At 75.6% G+C, this 22,912-nt stretch carries 19 protein-coding genes; 12 read left to right on the forward strand and 7 right to left on the reverse strand.

Going from position 1 to position 22,912, the window contains the following annotated elements; translation table 11 throughout:
* Positions 1-141: 141 nt before the first annotated feature.
* The 4 genes from ACW14Y_RS35595 to ACW14Y_RS35610 all read left to right on the forward strand — a co-directional run bounded on the left by ACW14Y_RS35595 (position 142) and on the right by ACW14Y_RS35610 (position 3,865).
* Positions 142-888 (forward strand): AAA family ATPase, encoded by a 747-nt coding sequence (locus ACW14Y_RS35595; protein ID WP_380303418.1) that lies wholly within the window; start codon positions 142-144, stop codon positions 886-888.
* 308 nt (positions 889-1,196) lie between these two features.
* Positions 1,197-2,225 (forward strand): zinc metalloprotease, encoded by a 1,029-nt coding sequence (locus tag ACW14Y_RS35600; RefSeq protein WP_380303420.1) that lies wholly within the window; start codon positions 1,197-1,199, stop codon positions 2,223-2,225.
* 248 nt (positions 2,226-2,473) lie between these two features.
* Positions 2,474-2,944 carry a universal stress protein gene (locus ACW14Y_RS35605; RefSeq protein WP_380303422.1) on the forward strand — a complete coding sequence of 157 codons (471 nt, stop codon included), beginning with the start codon at positions 2,474-2,476 and terminating at the stop codon, positions 2,942-2,944.
* A 48-nt stretch (positions 2,945-2,992) separates the two neighbouring features.
* Positions 2,993-3,865 carry a DNA-formamidopyrimidine glycosylase family protein gene (locus ACW14Y_RS35610; protein WP_456984810.1) on the forward strand — a complete coding sequence of 291 codons (873 nt, stop codon included), beginning with the start codon at positions 2,993-2,995 and terminating at the stop codon, positions 3,863-3,865.
* Positions 3,866-3,881: 16 nt separating this feature from the next.
* On the opposite strand, the gene ACW14Y_RS35615 is transcribed toward ACW14Y_RS35610, so the two are convergent.
* The 3 genes from ACW14Y_RS35615 to ACW14Y_RS35625 form a co-directional block, all read right to left on the reverse strand.
* Complete coding sequence (locus ACW14Y_RS35615; RefSeq protein WP_380435623.1) at positions 3,882-4,517, reverse strand: nucleoside/nucleotide kinase family protein; 636 nt, start codon at positions 4,515-4,517, stop codon at positions 3,882-3,884.
* Positions 4,518-4,584: 67 nt separating this feature from the next.
* Complete coding sequence (locus tag ACW14Y_RS35620; RefSeq protein WP_456984811.1) at positions 4,585-5,877, reverse strand: outer membrane protein assembly factor BamB family protein; 1,293 nt, start codon at positions 5,875-5,877, stop codon at positions 4,585-4,587.
* Between the two features lie 92 nt (positions 5,878-5,969).
* Positions 5,970-6,305 carry a DUF4326 domain-containing protein gene (locus ACW14Y_RS35625; RefSeq protein WP_456984812.1) on the reverse strand — a complete coding sequence of 112 codons (336 nt, stop codon included), beginning with the start codon at positions 6,303-6,305 and terminating at the stop codon, positions 5,970-5,972.
* A gap of 183 nt (positions 6,306-6,488) precedes the next feature.
* Between ACW14Y_RS35625 and ACW14Y_RS35630 the strand changes: the two genes are divergently transcribed.
* From ACW14Y_RS35630 to ACW14Y_RS35655, 6 genes are all read left to right on the forward strand, one after another.
* On the forward strand, positions 6,489-8,960 hold the full coding sequence (locus tag ACW14Y_RS35630; RefSeq protein ID WP_380303432.1) for a SpoIIE family protein phosphatase: 2,472 nt from the start codon (positions 6,489-6,491) through the stop codon (positions 8,958-8,960).
* Between the two features lie 147 nt (positions 8,961-9,107).
* Positions 9,108-10,835 carry a sensor histidine kinase gene (locus tag ACW14Y_RS35635; protein ID WP_456984813.1) on the forward strand — a complete coding sequence of 576 codons (1,728 nt, stop codon included), beginning with the start codon at positions 9,108-9,110 and terminating at the stop codon, positions 10,833-10,835.
* Between the two features lie 85 nt (positions 10,836-10,920).
* A complete protein-coding gene (locus ACW14Y_RS35640; RefSeq protein WP_380303436.1) occupies positions 10,921-11,589 on the forward strand; it encodes a response regulator in 669 nt (222 codons plus the stop codon).
* Between the two features lie 664 nt (positions 11,590-12,253).
* Positions 12,254-13,018 (forward strand): transglycosylase family protein, encoded by a 765-nt coding sequence (locus ACW14Y_RS35645; protein ID WP_456984814.1) that lies wholly within the window; start codon positions 12,254-12,256, stop codon positions 13,016-13,018.
* A 276-nt stretch (positions 13,019-13,294) separates the two neighbouring features.
* Positions 13,295-14,053, forward strand: coding sequence for an SDR family NAD(P)-dependent oxidoreductase (locus ACW14Y_RS35650; RefSeq protein ID WP_402722687.1), 759 nt, complete (start codon positions 13,295-13,297; stop codon positions 14,051-14,053).
* A 274-nt stretch (positions 14,054-14,327) separates the two neighbouring features.
* On the forward strand, positions 14,328-14,927 hold the full coding sequence (locus ACW14Y_RS35655; protein ID WP_380308657.1) for a TIGR03086 family metal-binding protein: 600 nt from the start codon (positions 14,328-14,330) through the stop codon (positions 14,925-14,927).
* 22 nt (positions 14,928-14,949) lie between these two features.
* Here ACW14Y_RS35655 and ACW14Y_RS35660 read toward each other — a convergent pair whose 3' ends face one another.
* Positions 14,950-16,146, reverse strand: coding sequence for an alpha/beta hydrolase (locus tag ACW14Y_RS35660; RefSeq protein ID WP_456984815.1), 1,197 nt, complete (start codon positions 16,144-16,146; stop codon positions 14,950-14,952).
* 175 nt (positions 16,147-16,321) lie between these two features.
* Between ACW14Y_RS35660 and ACW14Y_RS35665 the strand changes: the two genes are divergently transcribed.
* Positions 16,322-17,347 carry a polyprenyl synthetase family protein gene (locus ACW14Y_RS35665; RefSeq protein WP_456984816.1) on the forward strand — a complete coding sequence of 342 codons (1,026 nt, stop codon included), beginning with the start codon at positions 16,322-16,324 and terminating at the stop codon, positions 17,345-17,347.
* 42 nt (positions 17,348-17,389) lie between these two features.
* Here the strand turns inward: ACW14Y_RS35665 and ACW14Y_RS35670 are convergent, their stop codons facing one another.
* Positions 17,390-19,093, reverse strand: a complete 1,704-nt coding sequence (locus tag ACW14Y_RS35670) for a hydroxysqualene dehydroxylase (RefSeq protein ID WP_456984817.1) — start codon at positions 19,091-19,093, stop codon at positions 17,390-17,392.
* Positions 19,094-19,235: 142 nt separating this feature from the next.
* On the opposite strand from ACW14Y_RS35670, the gene ACW14Y_RS35675 reads away from it, so the two are divergent.
* Positions 19,236-19,547: a hypothetical protein gene (locus ACW14Y_RS35675; protein ID WP_380308648.1), complete on the forward strand. Its 312-nt coding sequence runs from the start codon at positions 19,236-19,238 to the stop codon at positions 19,545-19,547.
* Position 19,548: 1 nt separating this feature from the next.
* Here ACW14Y_RS35675 and ACW14Y_RS35680 read toward each other — a convergent pair whose 3' ends face one another.
* Together ACW14Y_RS35680 and ACW14Y_RS35685 are read right to left on the reverse strand one after the other, a co-directional pair.
* Positions 19,549-20,064 (reverse strand): (2Fe-2S)-binding protein, encoded by a 516-nt coding sequence (locus ACW14Y_RS35680; RefSeq protein WP_456984818.1) that lies wholly within the window; start codon positions 20,062-20,064, stop codon positions 19,549-19,551.
* A gap of 126 nt (positions 20,065-20,190) precedes the next feature.
* On the reverse strand, positions 20,191-22,545 hold the full coding sequence (locus ACW14Y_RS35685; RefSeq protein ID WP_456984819.1) for a molybdopterin cofactor-binding domain-containing protein: 2,355 nt from the start codon (positions 22,543-22,545) through the stop codon (positions 20,191-20,193).
* Positions 22,546-22,912: the final 367 nt, after the last annotated feature.

Raw genomic sequence — 22,912 nt, forward strand, 5'->3', positions numbered from 1 at the left:
TCTGTGACGATCCTGGAGCGATAAAGGGCTCGGCCCGGACCCGGTCTGACCATTAGTCTTTACTTTCTCTTGAAGGGGGAAAGCTCTTCGGGAGGAGGGGCCGGGAGCGCCCGGACCGGTGGGGAAGCTGGGGGAGTGCCGATGTCGGACGTACAGGTCTTCGGGGCGGCTCGCGACCGGGCCGCGGCTCGTGACCGGGCCACGGCCCACGACCGTGCGGCCCACGACCGTGCGGCCCGCACGGTGCCGCGCCCCGGCTGCCGGGAGCTCGCGGCGGAGCCGTCGGCCGGCGTGCTGCGCCCGCGCGGCCTCCGGGACCTCCGCTCCGGTCGCGGCCCCGGTACCGCGCCGAGCACCCTGCACTATCCGGCGGGCGACCTGGTGGTGGTCTCCGGGCTGCCGGGCAGCGGCAAGAGCACGCTCATGCGCCGCTGCGTGCGCACGCCGATCGTGGACTCGCAGCTGGTCCGCGAGGAGTACGCGTCCCGCGTCCCGTCCTGGCTGCCGTACGCCCTGTACCGCCCGCTGGTGCGCCTCGCCCACTACCGGCGGCTGCGGCGCGCGGTGCTCGCCGGCGGGCCGCTCACCGTGCACGACTGCGGGGCGGTGCCGTACGTGCGGCAGTGGCTGGCGCGGACCGCCGAGCGGCAGGGGCGCCGGGTGCACCTGATCCTGCTGGACGCCAGTGCCGAGGAGGCCCGCGACGGTCAGCGGGCGCGGGGCCAGGCCGTCTCGGCGTACGCGTTCGCCCGGCACCGGGACGCCGCGCACCGGCTGCGCCGCCGCCTGGCCGGGACGGGGCGGCCGCCCGCGGGCTGTGCGTCGGCCGTGGTACTCGACCGGGCCGGTGCGCGTGCCCTGCGGGAGATCGTCTTCGCGGCGTCGTAGTCTCGCCGGAGGCGGTCCGGGCGCCCGGTTCACCCCGTTCGTCCCGTTCCGCCGGTGGCGCGCCGCGCCGCGCGGCAGACGGGGTGTCACGTTTCGGACAGGCCGGGGCCGGTACTGTGCGCATGCGCGCGACGGGAAATGCTCCATGTGCGGTGCCGTTCGACCGCTCAAACTTCCGGTTTATGTCCGATTTGCCGTCAGAAGTTCCAGGCCGGAACGCATCTGACGCGTACACGCGACCCTGCGTAGCCTGTGGCTCGGCGGCCCCCCTCGACCGCCGTCCCCCACCACCCCCCTCAGGAGCGCAGATGCGTCGTTCCGCCCGTGTTCCCTCGCGTGCCACCGGCAGATTCCTCGGCGCGGCCGCCGTCGCCGCCGCCCTCGGGCTCACCCAGTTCGCGGCCCCGGCCGCGTTCACCACCGCCAGCGCGGCCGCCAAGGCCCCGACCTCCACCGAGTGCAGCACCGGCGAAGCGTCCCAGGACTCCGCCGCCCAGGACTCCGCGGCCCGCAAGCCCGCCGGACACCCCACCGGCCAGGAGCCCAACGCCCTCACCGACGCCCAGGCCAAGGCGATGGACAGCGACCTCCAGGGCCGGCTGGCCCAGCTGGCGCACTCCGCCCAGGGCAACACCCTGCTCGCGCCCGGCGAACTGGCCGCCACCACGACCATTCCGGTGTACGTGCACGTGGTCCACTCGGGCACCACCGGCAAGCTGTCGGCGGCCACCGTCGGCAAGCAGATCGACGTCCTCAACGCCGCCTACAGCGGCCAGGGCACGGGCAACACCGCGAGCCAGTTCCGGTTCCAGCTGGTGGCGACCGACTACACCGACAACTCCAGCTGGTACAACGGCGTCAGCCCGGGCTCCAGCGCCGAGAAGGCGATGAAGACCAAGCTGCGCAAGGGCGCGGCCAACGCCCTCAACCTCTACACCGCCAAGCTCGGCCAGTCGCTGCTCGGCTGGGCGACGTTCCCCAGCTCCTACCGCTCCAACCCGAGCGACGACGGTGTGGTCATCCTCGACTCCTCGTTCCCCGGCGGCTCCTCCGCCAACTACAACGAGGGCGACACCGCCACCCACGAGGTCGGCCACTGGCTCGGGCTCTACCACACCTTCCAGGGCGGCTGCTCCGGCCAGGGCGACTACGTGGCCGACACCCCGGCCGAGCAGAGCGCGGCCTACCAGTGCCCGGCCGGCCGGGACACCTGCACGGCCACCGGGGTCGACCCGATCCACAACTTCATGGACTACACCTACGACTCGTGCATGACCCAGTTCACTCCGGGCCAGGTCGCCCGGATGGCCAACTCCTGGGCTGCCTACCGGGCCTGACGGGCCCTCTCGGTCCGCACGGGCCGCACCCCGAGACGCTGGCGGGTGCGTGGCGACTGCGCCGCGCACCCGCCAGTACCAGTAGTAGGACCATGTCCGGGACCAGTTCCAGTGGCAGTGTCGGTGCCGGTTCCGGCGCGGCCATGAGCGGGCGAATGTACCGGTTGATCTAAGTTTGGCGGGATACGAGCAGGTCGGACGCTCAGGTCGGACGAGCCGGTCGAACCCGTCGAGCAAGGAGCAGCGGCATGGCCAACAGCGCGAACCCCAGGATCGTCGTCGGTGTGGACGGCTCGCCCGCCTCGGTGCAGGCCCTGCGCTGGGCGGTCGACTACGCCCGGTTGGCCGGTGGCACCGTCCACGCCGTCGCCGCCTGGGAGTACCCGGCGTTCTACGGCTTCGCCGGGGCGAGCGTGCCCTCGCCCGAGTTCAACCCGGAGGAGCTCGCCGGCCGGATCCTCTCCGAGGCCGTCACCGAGATCGCCGGCGCGCGGCCCGAGGTGCCCGTCGTCGAATCGGTCCTGCCGGGCAACGCCGCCCAGGCCCTGCTGGAGGCCTCCGGCGCCGCCGCGCTGCTGGTGGTCGGGAGCCGAGGCCGGGGCGGATTCGCAGGAGCCCTGCTCGGCTCGGTCAGCCGGCACGTCACCGAGCACGCCACCTGCCCGGTGGTCGTGGTCCGCCACGGCGTGGCCGGCGGCACGGCGGGCGACGCGGGGTGACCGGAGGGCGGTGGCGCGGTGGAGCGCCGCGCCGGGGAGGATGGGACCGTGCCCGAAGGTGACTCCGTCTTCCGCGTGGCGGCCCGGCTGCGCGCCGTCCTCGCCGGACAGGTGCTGACCGCCGCCGAACTGCGCGTGCCCGCCCACGCCACCGCCGTCCTCGCCGGGCGCCGGGTGCTGGAGGTCGTCCCGCGCGGCAAGCACCTGCTCACCCGCCTCGAAGGCGTCACCGGCCCCGGAGGCGCCGGCCGCTCCGAGGAGGGCCTCACCCTCCACACCCACCTGCGGATGGACGGCCGCTGGTCGGTGTTCGCCCCCGGCGAGCGCTGGACCGGCGGTCCGGCCGCCCAGATCCGCGTCGTCCTCGGTACCGGGCTCGGCACCGCCGTCGGCTACCGGCTGCCCGTCGTCGAACTGCTGCGCACCGCCGACGAGCAGCGCGTCGTCGGCCACCTCGGACCGGACCTGCTCGGACCGGACTGGGACCGGGCCGAGGCCGTCCGCCGCCTCCGCGCCGACCCCGGACGGCCGCTCGGCGAGGCCCTGCTCGACCAGCGGAACCTGGCCGGCATCGGCAATGTGTACGCCAACGAGCTCTGCTACCTCGCCGGGGTCACCCCGTGGACGCCGGTGGGCGAACTCCCGCACCTCGACCGACTGGCGGCCCGGGCCCACCAGTTGCTGGAGGCCAACCGGCTCCGCCCCGGCCACATCACCACCGGCGACACCCGCCGCGGCCGGGGTCACTGGGTCTACGACCGGGCGGGCCGCCCCTGCTCCCGCTGCGGCACCCTGGTCCTGACGGCCCAGCACGGCACTCCGCCGCAGGACCGCCCCGCGTACTGGTGCCCGTACTGCCAGCGCGGACCGGCCCCACCGGGCCGCGGCCCGGCCCCGCGCGGCCGGCGCCCCCACCGCTGAGGCCCGGTAGACGGGGTCAGGGCAGCTCCACCAGGGCCGGGTGGCGGGGATCGTCGACGCGGACGGTCAGATCGGCGGCCTCGGTCGGGACCGTCTCCGCCGCGTAGCGGGCGAAGGCGGGCAGGGTCCAGTGCTCCTCCGGGGCGGTCCGGCGTCGCAGGGCGGCGGGGGAGAGGGCCAGGTGGACGGTCAGTTCCAGCGGGAGCCAGCGGCCGAGGAGCAGCGCGCCGTCCAGCAGCAGCACCCCGCCGGGCGGCAGCTCGGTGTAGGGGGCGCGGGTGGCGCGGTCGGTCGCCGGGTCCCGCAGGGAGGGCAGCACCCGGCCGCTGCCGCCCGGCTCCAGCGGGTCCAGGACCTCGCGCAGCAGCGCCCCGTCGTCGAGCCACAGGTCGTGGTAGGCGTCCGCGTCCTGTTTGCCGTACTCCAGTCGGACCGAGGCGGGGCGCAGGAAGCCGGCCGCCGGGACGCGCAGCGTCGGCAGGCCGCGCAGCCGCAGCGGTTCGACCAGGGCGTCCGCGAGCTCCCCGGGGCGGGCGGCCGGGGCGCCGTCCACGGCCACCCGGAGGCGGCGGTCGCCGGCCCCCGGCAGGGCGGCGATCCGGTCGGCGAGCAGCTCGACGAGGCGGTCGGGCGAGATCGGGCGAATCGGCACGGCGTCATCCTGCGGTCGGGGAGCCTCCCCGGTGGGGTCGGCGTTCGTCGTCGAAGGGGACGGTCGTTCAGGGGACGGGCAGCTCGCCCAGGCAGTACAGGGTGCTGTCGTGGCCCGCGTAGAGCCGGGTGCCGTCGCTGGTGACCGACCACACGGCGACGCCCGGACCGGTGTCGGAGAAGATCGTGGACAGCCCGCCCTTCTCCGCCTCGACGGCGACGACGCCCGCGGCGGCCGGGCCCGGGACGAGCAGGGCGGAGCTGAGCAGCAGCGGCCGGCAGCGGCGGTCCAGCCGGAACGGCAGCTGGCACTGCCAGGTCTGCTCGCCGCTGCCCGCCTCGTGCGCGGTGATCAGCCCGTTGTCGCGCGGCACGTACACCCGGTAGCCGTCGCTGAGCGGCGGCAGGGCGCGCCACTCCTCGCCCGGGCCGGGGCGGACCGACCAGCGCGGCGCGCCGTCCTCCAGGCGCAGGGCCTGGACGCCGGGGGACCCGGGGGGCGGCAGGTAGACGTGCTGCTGGTCCATCATCGACCAGGCGGGGGCGGAGCCCGCGGTGGTCCAGAGCCGCCGCCCGGTGGTGCCGTCCACCAGCGACATGCCGGCGGTCGGGTCGGCGCCCCAGGTGAGGAGCCGGCCGCCGATCGGCAGCACGGTGACGGCGTTCTCGCCGCGGTCCGCGAACGGGCGGGACCAGAGCAGGCCGTTGCCGGTGACGTCCACGGCGAACAGGGTGCCCCGGGTGTCGGTCCGGCTCTCGACCGTGCCGTAGACCTGCGCGCCGTCGCTGCCGAAGAGGGAGATCCGCTCGCCCAGCTCGGGCGGGAGCGGCTGGCTCCAGCCGGCCGCCGGGCCGGTCAGCGCGCGGGCGTCCACATGGCCGGTCGAGGTGGTGAAGAGCCGGCCCGCCCCGACGATCAGCGGGGAGTCCTCCGGTCGGCCCCTGAGCGCCGGCTCCTCGACGGTGCCGACCACGGCACCGCTCGCCGGGTCGAGGATCCGCACGCCCTTGGCCGTCACGTAGGCGGGCGCGAAGAGGCGACCGTTCAGCCGGTCCGGCGTCATCGGCTCCGGCCCCTGGTACACCCAGAGCGGCTCGGGCCCGACCAGCTTGCTGGGCAGCGGTCGCGGCTGCAGCTTCTCGGTCGGGGCGGCGCTCATCCGCCGGGACACCCCCCAGACGGCGGCGCCCGCCGCCAGTACCCCGGCACCGATCAGCAGCCGCCGCCGGCTCGGCCGGGGCCCGCCGCCGTCCTCACCACCGCTCACCACGTCGGCGGGCGCGGTCGTCCCGCCCTCGTCCTCGCCGTCCCACCGCCAGGACGCCTCGCCCGCCGAACGGTCGGCCGGTGTGCTCCCCATACTTCGCCACTCGTCTTCCCCCGGGGGCAGCCCTCGCGCTGCACTGTCCACGGAGAATACCCAAGCCACGGGCCCGCAGGCGGTCCCAGGGCTCAGCCGGGAAGACCGGGAAGACCTCGGAGTCCGTGGTCGGCGAGGTCGGCCAGGACGTCCGCGTGGCAGGGCAGCGGGGCGCACCAGCAGGCGAGGCGGTGCCCGCGCAGCTCGGGGCGGGCCAGCAGGTACGCCCGGTACTCGCGCAGCATCGCCTCGCGCGGGAGCCCGGGGCCCGGGCGGAACGGGCAGTGCAGCGGCGACTCGACGAGGTGCCAGCCGCCGCGGTGCATCGCCCGGCCGACGTAGACCACGTCGGCGAAGGCCGGGTCGTCGCGGTGGCCCTTGAGATTGACCACGGTGGTCGGGCCGGGGCCCGGGGTGCGGGGCGTCATGGGCACGATGGTGGCGCGGTCGGGACCGGTGGGCACCCCGGGACCGGTGGGGTTCGCCTTGACAGCCCCTGGGGCCCGGCGTAGCAAGAGAGGATGCGCCAGGGTGTTCCGGCGGACCCGCCCGGTCCGCCTCCTCGCGACGGGGATGCCCGGGCGGCGCGTCCCGATCCGCGCCGCCCAGCGGTGGGTGCTGCCCGCGAACCGGCCCGCGAACCGGCGGGGCCGGAAGGCCGGGACCCGGCGCGGGAGCGGGAGGCGCTGCTGACCTCCGCCGTCCGGACGGTGCTCGGCGGCACCGACGCGCACGGCGCGACCGTCTACCTGCGCTCCCGCGACCGCCGCTCGCTGGTGCTGTGCGCGGTCGCCGGGGTGCCGCTGTCGGTGCTCGGCCCGTTCCGGCGGATCGCCGCGGCCGGTCCGCTGCCGATCGCGGTCACCTACCGCACCGGCCGCACGGTCCTGCTCGCCGACACCGAGGACACCATGCGGCGCTTCCCGCAGCTCGCCGTCGGCCTGCCCTACGACTTCGCCTCCGCCTACGTCCCGGTCCGGGCGGGCGAGGAGGTCTTCGGGGTGCTCGGGATGCTCTGGGCGGCCTCGGACGACGGCGTGCCCGAGGGCGCGCGCCGACATGCGCGCGCGGTCGCCGCCCGGCTGGCCGCGGGACTGGCCGAGCTGGAGGCGGCCGGCCACCCGGTGGAGCCCAACGGCGAGACCACGGTCGTCGAACTCACCCCGCCCTCCGCGCCGACCACCCGGGTCGGCCTCTTCGACTGGGACGTGGCGCTCGGCGAGGTCGCCGCCGACGACCAGTTCTGCGAGATCTTCGGGCTCGCCCCCGGCGACTTCGACGGCCGCGCCGAGAGCCTGGCCGCCCGGATCGCCCCCGGCGACCTGCCGGAGTTCCGGGCCGCCGTGCGCGGGGCCCTCGACCGGGGCCGGGTGCTCGCCGCGCGACTGCGGGTGCTGGACCGGGACGGCCACCCCTACCCCGTCGAACTCTGGGCCCGGGTGCCCCGCGACGGCCCCGGCGCCCGCGGGCGCCTGGTCGGCGCCGTGCTCGACACCCGTACCGGCACCGCCGCGGCCGCCGCCGTGGAGCGGCTGCGCGAGGGCGTCTTCTCGCTCGACCCGGACGGCCGCATCACCTACGCCAACCACAGCGTCGAGCTGCTGCTCCAGGCCCGCCGCGAGGACCTGGTCGGCCACCACCCGTGGCAGGTGCTGCCCTGGCTGTCCGACCCCGTGTACGAGAACCGCTACCGGGCCGCGCTGCTCTCCCAGCAGCCCACCGCCTTCCTCGCCCGCCGGCCGCCGGACCACTGGCTGGCCTTCTCGCTCTACCCCGACGCGCACGGCGTCACCGGCCGGGTGGTCGCCGCCGACCCGCCGCCCGACGCCGCCGCCCCGGCCGCCGAACCCCCCGCGCCCGGCACCTGGACCGGCCTCGGCGTCATGTACCACCTGCTCCAGCTGGCCAGCGCGCTGAGCGAGGCGGTCACCGTCCGCGAGGTCTGCCGGGCCGTGGCCGACGAGATCCTCCCGGCCCTCGGCGGACAGGAACTCGCCATCTACACGATCCGCGAGAAGCACCTGCACCTGGTCTCGCAGAGCGGCTACCCCGACGGCTTCCTCGACCGCTTCGAGGGCACCCCGGTCGGTGCCCGGGTGCCCGGGGCCGAGACGCTCAGCACCGGCACCCCGATCTTCTTCGAGAACGTCGGACAGCTCGCCGCCGCCTACCCCGGACTGGCGCTCGACGACATGGGCGCCTGGGCGTTCCTGCCGCTGATCGCCTCCGGCCACCCGGTCGGCAGCTGCATCCTCGGCTTCGACCGGCCCCGCCCGTTCACCCTGGAGGAGCGCGGCCTGCTCACCGCGTTGGCCGGCTTCATCGCCCAGGCCCTGGAACGCGCCCGGCTGTACGACGCCGAGTTCACCCTCGCCCGGGGCCTCCAGCAGGCGCTGCTCCCGCACCGGCTGCCGCGCCTGGACGGGGTCCGGATCGCGGCCCGCTACCTGCCCGGCACCCAGGGCATGGAGATCGGCGGCGACTGGTACGACGCCATCGTCACCGGGCGGGACCTCTGCCTGGTCATCGGCGACGTCGAGGGCCACAGCGTCGGCGCCGCCGCCACCATGGGCCAGCTGCGCAGCGCCGTGCGGGCCTTCGCCACCGGCGGCAACCCGCCGGACGAGGTGCTCGCCCGGACCAATCAGCTGCTGCTCGACCTCGACCCCGGACTGCTCGCCAGCTGCTGCCTGGTCCGCCTCACCCCGGGGGAGGGCACCGCCCTGCTCGCCCGGGCCGGCCACCTGCCGCCGGTGCTGCGCCACCCGGACGGGCGGGCCGAGGCGCTGGAGGTGCCCGGCGGGCCGCTGCTCGGCGTCGACCAGCACGCCGTGTACCCGATCAGCGAGCTGCGGCTGGAGCCGGGCTCGGTGCTGGCCCTCTACACCGACGGCCTGGTCGAGGACCCGGCGGTGGAGATCGACGCCGGAGTGGACCGGCTGCGGGCGGCGCTGGCGGGCCCGGAGGTCGGCCGGCTGATCGCGACGGCCGGGCTGGACGGCCTGGCCGACCGGGTGCTGCGGGAGGTCGGCTCCACGCACCGGGTCGACGACGTCGCGCTGATGCTCACTGGGTACCGCTGACTCCCGGCGCGGGGTGCGCGGCACGTCCCGACGCGGGGGAGTACGGGGGCGAGGGGCCGTCCGGGCGGACCGGGAACGACTTTCGTCGGAGCCGGCGGCGACGAACGGTGACGGCGGTGACCAGCGGCGATTCGTTAGCCTCGACGGGTGGACGTCATAGCGAGAGCCTGGTCGAAGGCGGTTCGAACGGCACTGCCCGGCCCCTGGCGGTTCGGGCTGGTGGTCCGCGAGGTGGTGGGAGCGCTGCTGATCGCCGGGCTGGCCGCGCCGATCGAGGTGCTCAGCGGCACCGGGCTGGCCCTGCCGACGGCGGTGGGCTCCGGCCTCCTCTTCCTGGTGCGCCGAGGACTGCCCGCGACCGCCCTGGTGCTCACCGCAGTGGCCAGCGGTTTCGGCGGCGGCACGCTGCCGCTGCTGGTCTGCGTCGGCTGGTCGGCCGGTGCCCGGATCCGCCGGGTCGGGGTGCTGGCCGGTTCGTTCGCCGCCGGCTGGGCGCTGATGACCCTGTTCGGGGTGCTCAAGGACGCCGGGCAGGTCCCGGCCAAGCTGATCGTCGGCTTCTCGCTGGGCGGCTACCTGCTGCTCGCCGTGCTGCCCGCGCTCTGGGGCCGGTACCGGGCGCAGCGCCGGGCGCTGACCGACGCGCTGCGCGAGCGCAACGAGCAACTGGTGCGCGAGCACGCGATGATCGCGCACCAGGCGCGGCTGCGCGAGCGGCACCGGATCGCCCAGGACATGCACGACAGCCTGGGCCACCAGTTGGCCCTGATCTCGGTGCACACGGGGGCGCTGGAGGTCGACCGGACGCTCACCGACCGGCAGCGCGAGGCGGTCGGGGTGCTGCGGCTGGCCGCGGTCGCGGCGATGCGGGAGCTGCGCGAGGTGGTCGGCGTGCTGCACGACGAGTCGACGGCGCTCCCGCCGGGGCCGGGGCCCGGGCCGGCGGCAGTAGGAGGTGTCGGAGCGGGGGCCGGGGCCGGGGGCGTCGGGACCGGGGGTGTGGACGGGATCGAGGGTTTGGTCGAGTCCTCCCGCGCGGCCGGTACGCCGGTCTCGCTGCTCCGGGACGGCGAGCGCCGTCCGCTGGCCGCCTCCGCCGGGCACGCGGCGTACCGGGTGGTGCAGGAGGCGCTGACCAACGCGCACAAGCACGCCCCCGGGGCGCCGATCACGGTGGCGCTGCGCTACGAGCCGGACGCGCTGGTGGTGGAGGTGGTGAACCCGGCGGCGCCCGAGCCGGTGGGTGTGCGCGCCGGAGGCGCCGCCCCGGCGGTGGTCAGCGGCGGCCAGGGGCTGACCGGGCTGCGCGAGCGGGCGCGGCTGGTCGGCGGCATGGTGCACGCCGGCCCGACCGCGGGGGCGGGCTTCCGGCTGGCCGCCGTGCTGCCGTACCGGGGCGCGGACGGTGCCGCGGCCCAGGGCGTCGACGCCGGGTCGGAGACCGGGGGCCCGGAGGCGGACGCCTGGCCGGGCGGGGTGCCCGGGGCGGCGGCCGCGCCGCCGAAGCGGCGCAGCCCGGCGATCGGCTGCGCGGTCGGCGGGGTCGCGGTGCTGGCGGCCGTGCTCGGGCTGCTGGTCTGGGGCGTGGCCGGTTTCGTCCGGGCCGCGGAGGAGTCCACGGTGAAGCGGTCGGTCTACGACAGTACGGAGCTCGGCACCCCGGAGGCCGAGGTGCGGAAGCAGCTGCCGAGGGGCAGCGACTTCTTCCTGAGGAACCTGGAGGGCACCGGCCCCACCCCGCCGGAGGGGGCGGACTGTGTCCGCTACCTCTCGGACGACAACGGGGGGACCGCCTGGGGCGAGGACGCCGTCGTCCGGTTCTGCTTCAAGGACGGGGTGCTGGTCGAGAAGCAGCACTACCGGGTGAAGCAGTGAGCGAGGGGGATGCCAGGATGGTCCGCGGGGCACCGGCCGGTCCGCCGCCGCGCCGTCCGGACCAGTACCAGGGGGATGACCAGCAGTGATCCGAGTCCTCGTCGCCGACGACGAGCCGCTCATCCGGGCCGGGATCAGGATGATCCTGTCCTCCGCCGAGGACATCGACGTGGTGGCCGAGGCCGCCGACGGCCGGGAGGCGCTGGAACTGGCCCGCGCGCACCGGGTGGACGTCGTCCTGCTGGACATCCAGATGCCGGTGCTGGACGGTCTGTCGGCGCTCGCCGAGCTGCCGAGGGTCGCCCCCGGCGCGCGGGCGCTGATCCTCACCACCTTCGGGGAGCGCGACAACGTGCTGCGCGCCGTGAGCGACGGTGGCGCCGGCTTCCTGCTGAAGGACACCGCGCCGGCCGAGCTGATCCAGGCCGTCCGGGCGGCCGCCACCGGGCACGCCTTCCTGTCGCCCGCCGCGACCCGGCACATCGTCGACTCGCTGGCGGGCGGGTCGGCGGGGCCGGTCGCGGCACGCGGCGCCCGGGCCCGGCAGCGGCTGGAGGTGCTGACCGAACGCGAGCTGGAGGTGCTGGCGCTGCTGGGCGAGGGGCTGTCCAACGCGGACGCCGGGGCCCGGATCCATATGAGCGAGGCGACGGTGAAGACGTACGTCAGCCGGATCCTGGCCAAGCTGGGGTGCGAGAACCGGGTGCAGGCGGCGCTGCTGGCCCGGGACGCGGGGCTGGGCGACGTCGGCTGAGAGCGTGCTGACGGGGCGTCGTCCGGACGTTCGACATTCGGTCACCAGGTCGATCGACGCGTCGTCGGCGTGCCGTTCGGTGTGTACAAGGACGGGTCGTGTGCCGTGCGCTGAGCGACTTTCCGCTCACGCTGGGTAGTCGGAGTGGCGAACGCCACCTTGCCGCTCGGTGGAATCGGGAACTCCGGTCCGCGAGGTGACGGCGCGTCAGGAATTGGTGACGGTAAGTCGACAAAGCGGCCGGACTTTCGGCCGACCCGATGTGAGCGAGCGCACGGAAATCGACCGTTTGGGCCGGGGAATGCGGTCAAAGCCGGTCGTTTCCGGGTCGGTTTCATGATCGATACCGCCGGTAACAGTCGACTGACCTGGGACGACCAAGAATTGCTTGATGCGGCCCGGTAGCGCCCGTAGCTTCTTTGGCGGTGCAACGAGCACCACCCGGGTTCACCCCCGACCCACGGCCCGCCGACCGACCATCGGCACCAGGGCGGTGGCCGTCGACACGACCGGCCTCAAGGGGCAGTCGGCGAGCGGAGGGTGGCCGGGGCGGCACGGCACGTCGGACACGTGCGCCGGCCGCCCATCGAGTGAGGGAGCGACAACCGGCCCCGGCAGGGGCCTGGTTCCGCATGCCTGCCCGGGTTCTGCCGAAAGGACTTCCATGAATCCCCGTCACGAGACCGCCGCTGCCACCACCACCGCCGCCACCAAGCGCAACCGCGTTCGGATGGCCGTGGTCGCGGGAGCCGCTGTCGCGGCCCTGCCGGTGGCCGGCCTCGTCACGGCCACCTCGGCCGCTGCCGCCCCCGCCTCCGCCTGGGACGCCGTCGCCCAGTGCGAGAGCGGCGGCAACTGGAGCATCAGCACCGGCAACGGCTTCTCCGGCGGACTGCAGTTCACCCCCTCGACCTGGAGGGCGTACGGCGGTGCCGCCTACGCCGCGCAGGCCCACCAGGCGAGCAGGGCGCAGCAGATCGCCGTCGCCGAGAAGGTCCTCGCCTCGCAGGGCCCCGGCGCCTGGCCGGTCTGCTCGGCCAAGGCGGGCCTGAGCCGCGGCGGTGCGCCCGCCGTCGTCGCCGACACGCCCGACCAGGAGCCCAAGGCCCCGCAGCCGGCCAAGCAGCAGCCGGCCAAGGCGGACCGGGCCCCCGCCCAGAACCAGAAGTCGCCCGCCCGCAAGGCCCCGGCGCAGACCCCGCCGCAGGGCGCCGCGAAGCCCGCCGCGCCCGCCACCGGGTCCACCGGCGGACCCGCCGCGCCCGAGAAGGGCTTCGCCGGCGGCGGCTACGTCGTGAAGAGCGGCGACACGCTGAGCGGCATCGCCGCCAAGTTCGGCCTCGACACGGCCGGCCTGCACGCTCGCAACATCAAGGCGATCGGCGCCAACCCGAACCTCATTTTCCCGGGTCAGACCCTGTCCTTCTGACCCCGCTCCACTGGGTCCCGCACCCCGGTGGACCGAACGGCCGCCCTGCCCCCGGGGCGGCCGTTCGGCGTGTCGGGACGTGTCGGGGCGGGGCGGGGAGCGAGGCGGGGGGCGGACCCGGCGCGCGTGCGGAGGCGCGCGGATCGGGGCGCCCGGATCGGGGCGCGCCGGCGGTAGTTGAACGTTGAACGCGACGTCCGAATACCGCCGGACTCCGGGACCGCCACGGCCGAGGATCGAGTCATGTCCACGAACGACACGAGGAGTTCTGACGAGATGACGATCACGACCGGTATCGCGGCGCTCGACGGCAAGGTGGCTCTGGTGACCGGCGGCAGTCGGGGGATCGGGGAGGCGGTGGCCCTGCGGCTCGCCGAGGACGGCGCCGACGTGGTGGTGACCTACCTGGGCAGCGCCGAGCGGGCCGAGGCCGTCGCGGCCAAGATCACCGCGATGGGCCGGCGCGGCTGGGCGGTCCGGGCCGACAGCGCCGACCCGGAGGCGGTCCGCGCCGCGGTGGCGGCGGTGGCCGAGCGCTTCGGCCGCCTCGACATCCTGGTCAACAACGCCGGGGTGGGCCACATGGGCCCGATCGAGGAGACCGCCCTCGCCGACGTCGACCGGGTGCTGGACGTCAACGTCCGGGCGCCGTACCTGTTCGCCCAGGCGGCCGCGGCCCATCTGACCGAGGGCGGACGGATCGTCACCATCGGCAGCTGCATGGCCAAGCGGGCGGCGTTCGGGGGCGGCAGCCTCTACGCCACCAGCAAGGCCGCGATGATCGGGCTCACCAAGTCGCTGGCCCGCGAGCTGGGCCCGCGCGGGATCACCGTCAATGTGATCCACCCCGGCCCGATCGACACCGAGCTGAACCCGGCGGACGGCCCGGGTGCCGACTTCCAGTCCGGCTTCACCTCGGCCGGCGGCTTCGGCCGGCCCTCCGAGGTCGCCGCCATGATCGCGCACCTGGCCGGTGCGGAGGGCCGGTACATCACCGGCGCCGAGATCGCGGTGGACGGCGGCTTCGCCGGCTGATCCGGGTCCGACCCGCCGACGACCGGCCGGACACGTCGGACGGGTCGGACACGCCGGGGACCCGGTGCGGCCCGCCGCGAACCGGCCGGACGCGCCGGACACGTCGGACGCACCGACGACCGGCCCGGGGTGTTGCTCCGGGCCGGTTGTCGGTGCCCGCGTTTACGATCGGCCGGTCCGACCACGTGTGCGGGCGCGCGTCCGAACGGCCGCGCGCCGGCGCACGGGTCCCGCGTGAGGGGCCGGAGCGGCCCCGCCGACGGAGAGGTGCGTCATGACCGGAGCGGAAGACCCGATCGAGCTGCTCGCCCGCGCGCTCGCGCAGACCGCAGGGCTGATCGACGGCGTCGGCACCGAACTCGCCGGCCACCCGACCTCCTGCCGGTCCTGGGACGTCGGACAGCTGATCAGCCACCTGCTGAACGACCTGCGGCAGTTCACCGTCCGGGCGGAGGGCGGCACGCCCGACTGGTCGGAGCCCTTCGAGCGGGTCGAGGACGACTGGCTGCACCGCTTCGAGAGCGGCGCGGAGCGACTGGTGGCCGCCTGGCGCGGAGCGGGCGACCTCGGCGGTGTCATCGAGATCCCCGGCGTCGGGGAACTGCCGGCCCGCTTCCCGGTGGACCAGCAGATCGCCGAGTTCGCCGTGCACGGCTGGGACCTCGCCCGGGCCACCGGCCAGTCCACCGCCGGGCTGGACCACGAGGTCGGGCAGGCGGCACTGGTCTGGGGGCGCGGTGCGCTGCGGCCCGAGTACCGGGGAAGCGAGGAGGAGCAGCGCGCCTTCGGCCCGGAGATCGCGGTCGCCGAGGACGCGCCGGTGTACGACCGGCTCGCCGCGTTCTTCGGCCGCGACCCCGAGGCCGTCGGGTAGGGCGGGTCGCTCGAACCCCACCTCAGCCGCGGCTCCAGACGAACGAGATCTCCGGGTGCCGCGGCGAGGGGGCGTTCAGCAGCGGCGAGGGGCGCCCGCGCAGGAACCGGTCGAAGTACACGCGTACATACGTCCGGGCCAGCTCGGTCGCGCGCTCCGGCGCGATGGTGCCGAACAACTGCGTGTAGACCTCCGGCGGCGCGTGGTCGGCCAGGTGCCCCGGGCCGGCCACGTGCGGCAGGTCCGTGAAGCTCAGATGGCCGGAGTCCCGCTGCCGCAGGTGCCGCCCCCAACCGCGCTGGTGCTCGCGCCAGCGCCGCCAGGTGTCGTGGTCGTCGAGCGCGGTGAACAGCAGGAACGGCCGGTCCAGGCCCTCGTCCGGCACCGGCGAGCCGAAGAGTCCGCCGTCCAGGTCCAGTCCGGCCGCGAACCGCCGGTCCTGCCGGACCGCCTCGGCGGCCGCCGCGCCGCCCAACGAGTGGCCGAGCACACCGATCCGCCCCGGGTCGCCGCACGGCAGCCCGGGGTGCCGCCGGACCGTCCGGCCGGTGGTCAACTCCGTTGCCACGAAGCGGAGATCGGCGGCCCGGACGGCGATCTCCTTGCGTTCGGCGGCGTCCCAGTCGGCGGGCTCGTCCTCCAGTGCGCTGAGCACCACCCGGCCGTCCGGGAACTCGACGGCGGCCGCGTCGTAGGTGTGGTCGAGCGCCGCGACCAGGTAGCCGTGCGCGGCCAACTCCTCGGCCAGCGCGGTGCAGTTGCTGCGCCCGCCCTTGCGGCCGTGCCCGAGCAGCAGCAGCGGGAGCGCCCCCGGCGCAGGCGGCGCGGCCACCCGCGCGGTCGGGCGCAGCCGGCCGAACGTGCCCGGGTTGAGGAAGGCGGTCCGATCCAGCACGGCCGCCACCCGCTCCGTGGAGTACGCCGCGCGCGCCCGCCCGGCGGTCCCGGTCGCGGGGTACCAGAGCTGCACCATCAGCTCGCGCGGTCCCGGCGCCGGGGCGAACGGGTCCTGCCGGTCCTGGTCGACCAGCCGCAGTGACACCGTGCCGACCGGCCGTCGCACCGTCGGCGCCGGCAGGTCGATCGGCCCCGGCCCGGCGGCGGTGGGAGCGGCAGCCGGAGCAGGGGAGGGAACGGCCTGCGCGGCGGCGGCACCCGGCAGTGTCAGCGCCGCACCTCCCACGCCCGCGAAGGTCAGCAGCGATCGGCGCCGGATCATCCTCAACCACCCCTTGGACAAGCGACATTGGTGCCGCCCCACCCTAGGCGGACCAGCCCCTCGCCACCAGGCCGGACCCCGGGCGGGACCTCGGTGGTCCCGCGCACACGGAGGCGGGGGAAGATCGTCGCAGTGCGTGGGCGGAGGCGCGGGGAACGGACGGAGGGGCGGGGTCGTGACGGGAGAGGTGTCGGCCGAGCGGCTGCTGAGGGCGGCCGGGGAGGCGTGCGAGCTTCAGCTGCGCACCTGGGTGGACCGGTTGGGCGGGAGCGCCGGGCAGGTGGCGGCGTACCAGTTCGGCTGGTCCGGGGAAGGCTCCGGGCAGGGCGGGAAGTTCGTCCGGGCGGCGCTGACGCTGGCCTGCGCCGGGGCGGTCGGCGGGGACCGGCGGCGCGCGGTACCGGCCGCCGCCGCGGTGGAGGTGGTGCACAACCTCTCCCTGCTCTACGACGACGTGCTGGACGGCGACACCGTGCGGCGGCACCGGGAGGCCGCCTGGCGGGTGTTCGGGCCCTCCGCGGCCGCGCGGTCGGCGGACGGGCTGCTGCTCACCGTCCTCGACGTGCTGGTGGTCGGAGAGGAGGACGGCGACGGGGACGGCGTGGGCCGGGAGGCCTCGGCCGCGCTGCTGACGACGCTGGTCGACCTGGCCGTGGGGGAGAGCCTCGACCTCGTCTTCGAGCGGAGGGACGGGGTGGGCCCGGACGAGTGCCTGGAGATGGTGGCGGCCAAGACCGCCTCGCTGTTCTCCTGCGCCTGTCGCCTGGGCGCGCTGTACGGCGGGGCCGGGCCCGAGGCGGTGGCCGGGTGGGCGGCGTTCGGCCATGACCTCGGGATGGCCTTCCAGCTGGTGGACGACCTGCTGGGGATCTGGGGCGACCCGGCGGTGACCGGCAAGCCGGTCTTCAACGACCTGTGTCGGCGCAAGCTCTCGGTGCCGGTGGTGGCGGCCCTCGAATCCGGCACGGCGGACGGCGACCGGCTCGCCGAGCAGTACCGGCGGGCCGCCGCCGGGGAGGCGGTGGACCCGGCCGGGCTCGCGCTGCTGGTGGAGCGGGCCGGCGGGCGCCGGTGGACCGAGGAGCGGGCCGCCGGGCACGCGGCCTCGGCCCGTGACCGGCTGGGCGCGCTCACCGGGGACCCCGCCGCCGCGGCAGAGCTGGTGGCGCTGGCCGGGCTGATCACCGACCGGGAGCGCTGACGCCGGACACCCGGTCACGCGTACTCGTGCCCGGCCACCCGGTCACGCGCCCCGTCCGGCCTCCTCCCACGGGGCCGGACCGTCCAGGATGTGCGCCCGGCCCTGGCGGAACAGTTCGGCGTCCACCTCCTTCAGCCGCCGCAGTTCGGCGGGCCGGTGGAGCTCGTGCACCTCGGCCGGCGCGGCGTCGTCCCCGGCGGCCGCGAGCAGCGCGTTGACCGCCAGCCGCGCCGACTGGTTGGCGCCCTCCATGGTGGCCAGGTTGACCGGGCACCGGGCGTGGTCGCCGGCCATGAAGAGGTTGGGCGCGGCGGTCGCGGCGGCCGGGCGGGCCGCCCAGGAGCCGGTGGTGTTGATCAGCAGGGGCTCGTCGTTGACGGCCGGGCCCGGTCCGTCCAGGCCGCGCACCGCCGGGTCCAGGTGCCAGGAGTGCAGCAGCCCCCGGTGCAGGGTCGGCCGGCCGGGGCCGTTCAGTCCGTCGCAGAGCTGGGCCCAGACCTCGGCGGCGACCTCGGCCCTGGTGCACTCGCGGGCCGGTTTCCCGTAGCGGATGCCGGGGGTGTCCCAGTCCGAGATGTCGACCGACAGGCAGTCGGCCACCGTGCCGTCGCCGTACGTCGCGCGGAAGTCGCGGTCCCAGAACTGGGCCTGGCTGATCGAGGTCAGCGCCCAGGGCGAGTCCAGGTACTGCACATGGCCGCGGACCACCGGCACCGGTTCGGTCAGGTAGAACTGGATGCCCACCATCCAGTCCGTCCGCAGTTCCGTGACGCTCTTCAGCTCCGGGTCGGCGGCGGCCAGCCCGCGTTCCAGCAGGGCCCCGATCCGGTCCACCGGCAGCGCGCAGACGTAGTGGTCGGCGGTCAGCTCCTCGCGCTGCCCGAGCGGTCCGCGCAGCACCGCTCCGGTGACCGAGCCCCCGGCCACCGTCAGCCGTTCCACGGCCCAGCCGAGTTCGGTCCGGACGCCCAGGGTGCCGAGGTGCGCGACCCACGGGTCGATCCAGGCGGTGCTGGTCGGGGCGTTCAGCACCCGGTCGGCGGCCTGCACCTCGCCGAGGCCGAGGAAGCCGTAGCCGAACGCCTCCAGGAAGCCGCCGACGGTGTGGGTGCTGCACACCTCGGCCCGGGCCGCCACCACCGTCCGGGTGTTCCCGACCACGCACGTCCGGCGGTACTCCTCCGAGGCGCCGTCGGCGCGGGTGAAGTCCCACCAGGAGGTGGACTCCCACTGCCCGAGCCGCCGTTCGTCGCTGCTGGTCATGTAGACCAGCAGCCGGTTCGCGTAGTAGAGCAGTTCCTCGTCGGTCAGGCCGGGACCGAGGGCGGTCCCGTTGCCGGGGCGCAGGCCGGTGGCGCGGAGGAACTCCAGCGGGCTGCGTGCCCCGGCCGCGAGCGAGACGTCCGTGAGGAGTTCGCCGACCCGGCCGGAGCGGGCCGTCAGCATGTGCGTGGCCTCCCGGAGGTTGCCGGCGACGCCGTCCGGCTGCCCGGCGAAGGGGATCCGGCGCAGCGTGTCCGGCAGGCTCCGGTAGAAGCCGGGGAAGAACCGGAAGCCGTGCTCGCTCGGCAGGTCGAGGCGTCCACCGGTCCCGGTGCCGGGGACGGCGGAGCTGCGGGCCTTGCCGCCCCAGCCGGTCGGCTCCACCACCGTCACCCGGTAGCCGCGCTCGGCGAGTTCCGTCGCCGCCGTGAGCCCGGCCACCCCGCCGCCGAGGACGGCCACCCGCCCGCCGCTGCTCACCATGTCCGTCTCCCCCTGCTCACCGACCGGTCCCGACGGATGATTCGATCATGGGCGGGGCGGGCGCGGCGAACGAACACCGCGGGCGCGCGGCGCCGCGTACGCTCGGGGGGATCGCGGTGGCGCGGCGGGGGAGGGGGCTCGGATGCTCGGCTGGTGGTTCGTGGTGACGGTACCGGCGGCGGGGGACGGCGAGGACGTCGTACTGGCCAAGTGGGAGACCGGGATCGGCGGGCTGGACTGGATCGCCGGGCTGGTCGCGGCCGGGCGGGCGGAGCAGCTGCGGTTCGACGGCTACCCGCAGCGGTACACGGCCCGGGCGGGCGAGGTGCTGCCGCTGCTCGTGGACGGATCCGTGTTCGGAGCCGGGATCCGGCGCCGCGACCTGTACCCGGACCTGATCGCCGCCTGTCCGGCGGAGGCGCTGCTGACCGTCGACGCCTGGGACCAGTCCTGACTCAGCTGCCGCCGGTCGCTGTCGCTGTCGCTGTCGCTGCCGTTGTCGCGGTCGTTGTCGCGGTCGCGGCGGCGGCGGCGCGCTTGACGGCCTCGCGGATCCGGGGGTAGCTGCCGCAGCGGCAGATGTTCTGGATCAGATCGATGTCGGCGTCCGTGGGCGCGGGGTTGCGGCGCAGCAGCGCGACCGCCGTCATGATCTGGCCGGGCTGGCAGAACCCGCACTGGGCGACGTCGCAGTCCAGCCAGGCCTCCTGGACGGGGTGCAGGGTGTCGCCGTCCGCGAGTCCTTCGATGGTGGTGACCCGGCGGTCGGCGCAGTCCTTGACCGGCACGGTGCAGGGCTGGATCTCCTCGCCGTCCAGGTGGCTGGTGCAGGCGCGGCAGACGCCGACGCCGCAGCCGTACTTGGGGCCGGTGACGCCCAGCTTGTCGCGCAGTACCCAGAGCAGCGGCATGTCGTCCGGTGCCTCGACGGTGACCGGTCGGCCGTTGAGGACGAAGGTGTGGCTGGGCATCGGAGGCGCGTTCCTCGGGGGCTCGTGGGGTTCGTGGGGTTCGTGGGGAGCGGGTCGGACGTGGTCGGACGGGTCGGTCGGGTCGGCGGGGCCGGACGTGGTCGGGCGGTCGGAGGTCGAGCGAGGTCAGAAGTTGATCGGGAAGGACCGCGGGCTGGTCCCGGTGGCCCGGGCGTAGGCGTTGGCGACGGCGGCGGAGGCCGCCGGGACGCCCAGTTCGCCCGCGCCGCCGGGCGGTCCGCTCGGCGGCAGCAGGTGGATCTCGACCACCGGCGGGGTGTGCCGCTGCCGGGCGTAGTGGAAGTCGCCGAAGCTGCCCTCGCGCACGGCGCCGCCGTCGATGTGGTTGCCGGCCTGGAGGATCACCGAGATCCCGTCGATCAGCGCGCCGGTCAGCTGCGCCTCCAGGCCGGTGGGGTTGATCACCGTGCCGACGTCGGCGGCGATCACGGCCTTGGTGACCCGGGGCTGCTTCGGGTCGGCCGCGTCGATCTCGACCAGGTAGGCGGCGCGGCCGCCGTTCTCGGCGTGGTAGCCGATGCCCTGGGCCTGTCCGGCCGGCATGGCGCGGCCCCAGCCGCCCGCCCGGGCGACCGTGTCGAGCACGGCCCGGCCGGCCGGCTCCCGCAGCCGGGCGCGGCGGAAGGCGACCGGGTCCTGGCCGAGGCGGCGGGCCAGTTCGTCCGCCATGATCTCGTCGGCCACCCGGACGGTGCCCGAGTAGACCGAGCGCCAACTGCCGGTCGGGATCCTCAGCGGCACCTCGGCCAGCAACTGGGTGGGGACGCCCAGGTTGTACGGGTTGCTCTGGCTGAGCAGGAAGAAGGCCTGGGCGAGCGAGAGCCCGGCGACCGAGAGCTGGAAGCCGGCGGCGGTGAGCGCCTCGCCGAGTCCGTGGCCGAAGTCGGTCGTCACGGTGGCGGCGCGGTGCTCGTAGCTGAGCACCTGGCCGAGCCCGTACGTGGCGCGGACCCGGTGGTGGCTGGCGGGGCGCATCCGGCCGTGCCGCATGTCGTCGTTGCGGGTCCACATCAGCTTGACCGGGCGGCCCGCGGCGCGGGAGATCCGCGCGGCCTCCACGGCGGCGTCGAAGAAGAGGCGGCGGCCGAAGGACCCGCCGCCGCGCACCACGTGCACCGTCACCGCGTCCTGCGGCAGGCCGAGTTCGGCGGCGAGGGTCTGCTGCGCGACGATCGGGGTCTGCGCGGCGAACCAGAACTCGGCGCGGTTCGGGCGGACGTCGGCGATCGCCGTCAGCACCTCCATCGGCGCGTGGTTGACGAAGGCGAAGTCGAACTCGCCGTCCACGTACTGGGTGAGCAGCGGCGGGATCAGGAACGGCGCGTGCGCGGCCCGCAGCTTCCCCCGGATGTCCGGGTCGGAGAGCGCGGCGACCGGGCCCGGGTTCCAGGTGGTGCGCAGCGCGTCGCGGGCCTTGAGGGCCTGGTCGAAGGTCTCGGCGAGGACGGCGACCCCGGTCGGCACGGTGACCACCGCGAGCACGCCCGGCATGGCGCGGGCGGCGGAGGCGTCGAGCGAGGCGAGGGTGCCGTTGATGGTGGTGGGCCGGGCGACGACGGTCGGCACCGCGCCGGCCACGGCGAGGTCGCCGGCGTACTTGGCGCGGCCGGTGACGATGTCGCGGGCGTCGATCCGGCCGGTGGGGCGGCCGATCACCCGGCGCTGCTCGGGCGGCTTGGGGGTGGCGGGGACGGCGGGCACCGCGACGGCGGCGGCCTCGACGGCGAGTTCGCCGTAGCCGGCCCGACGGCCGTCGGGGGCGGTGACGGCGGAGTCGGCGGTGCGCAGGGTGTCGGCGGGCAGCGACCAGCGGCGGGCGGCGGCGGTGACCAGCCGGGCCCGGGCGGCGGCGGCCGCGCCGCGCACCGGGTCGTAGAGCGTGCGGACCGAGTTGGAGGCGCCGGTGAGCTGGTTGAACAGCAGGTCGGGGCGGCTGTCGGAGAGCGGGACGTCGACATCGGACAGCCGTGCGTCGAGTTCCTCGGCGACCATCATGGCGACCGTGGTGGTCAGTCCCTGGCCGACCTCCAGGCGGGGCAGGTGGAGGACGGCGCGGCCGGCGGTGGTGATCTCCAGGACGAGCAGGTGAGCGGTGGGCAGGCCGGCGACCTGCAGGGCCTGACCGAGGTCGACGATGTCCGGGATGCCGGGCAGGCCGATCAGTTGGGAGGGGGCGGCGGACGGCGCGGCCGCTGCGGGCGCCGGAGCGGGCGGGGCCGGCGCCGGTGCGGCCGCGGCGGCCCGGGCGGTGGCGGGTGCGACGGCGTCGAGTCCGGCCCGGGCGGCGACGGTGAGGGTCGGCGCGGCGAGCAGATAGGTGAGGAAGCGTCGGCGGTCGGTGTCGGTGTCGGTGTCGGTGTCGGCGGGCCGCCGCTCGGCGGTGGGCAACTGCTCGGCCGCGGGCCCCTGCTGGGGGGCGGGCGGCTGCTCGGCGGCGGGGTCCGTGCCGGCCGGGGGCACGATGGAGATGTTGATGGGAGGAGCCCCTCTCGCCGGGTGACGGCTCCGGACGGGCGGGCCGTGAGGGTCCCGCCCCGGTGCCGGGCGGTGCCGGACGGTGCGTGCGACGGCGGCCACGTTCTGGTCGTGTCCACGTTCGCCAATGAGAACGCGGATGAGCATAGGAGGGGCCTACTGGCCGGTCAACACGGGCACTTGGGGCATGCTCGGACATCTGTGCGGATGTCGGATCGGGCGGACACAGAGGGCGCGTGACACGCCGCGCAGGGCGCACGGTACCGCCGTACGAGTGACGCCTACTCAGGGGGCGCGTGCGGGCGGACAGGGGCGGGCGGGGTGAGGTCGGCGCCGGAGCGGGGGCGACCCG

Source organism: Kitasatospora sp. cg17-2 (assembly GCF_054031055.1).

Excerpts from the sequence above, each read along its gene's own strand:
- ACW14Y_RS35625 (WP_456984812.1), bottom strand. The coding sequence starts at position 6,305 with ATGACGCCCCGCACCCCGGGCCCCGGCCCGACCACCGTGGTCAATCTC.
- ACW14Y_RS35650 (WP_402722687.1), top strand. The coding sequence starts at position 13,295 with ATGACGATCACGACCGGTATCGCGGCGCTCGACGGCAAGGTGGCTCTG.
- ACW14Y_RS35655 (WP_380308657.1), top strand. The coding sequence starts at position 14,328 with ATGACCGGAGCGGAAGACCCGATCGAGCTGCTCGCCCGCGCGCTCGCG.
- ACW14Y_RS35675 (WP_380308648.1), top strand. The coding sequence starts at position 19,236 with ATGCTCGGCTGGTGGTTCGTGGTGACGGTACCGGCGGCGGGGGACGGC.
- ACW14Y_RS35680 (WP_456984818.1), bottom strand. The coding sequence starts at position 20,064 with ATGCCCAGCCACACCTTCGTCCTCAACGGCCGACCGGTCACCGTCGAG.
- ACW14Y_RS35605 (WP_380303422.1), top strand. The coding sequence starts at position 2,474 with ATGGCCAACAGCGCGAACCCCAGGATCGTCGTCGGTGTGGACGGCTCG.
- ACW14Y_RS35645 (WP_456984814.1), top strand. The coding sequence starts at position 12,254 with ATGAATCCCCGTCACGAGACCGCCGCTGCCACCACCACCGCCGCCACC.
- ACW14Y_RS35670 (WP_456984817.1), bottom strand. The coding sequence starts at position 19,093 with ATGGTGAGCAGCGGCGGGCGGGTGGCCGTCCTCGGCGGCGGGGTGGCC.
- ACW14Y_RS35600 (WP_380303420.1), top strand. The coding sequence starts at position 1,197 with ATGCGTCGTTCCGCCCGTGTTCCCTCGCGTGCCACCGGCAGATTCCTC.
- ACW14Y_RS35620 (WP_456984811.1), bottom strand. The coding sequence starts at position 5,877 with ATGGGGAGCACACCGGCCGACCGTTCGGCGGGCGAGGCGTCCTGGCGG.
- ACW14Y_RS35595 (WP_380303418.1), top strand. The coding sequence starts at position 142 with ATGTCGGACGTACAGGTCTTCGGGGCGGCTCGCGACCGGGCCGCGGCT.
- ACW14Y_RS35660 (WP_456984815.1), bottom strand. The coding sequence starts at position 16,146 with ATGATCCGGCGCCGATCGCTGCTGACCTTCGCGGGCGTGGGAGGTGCG.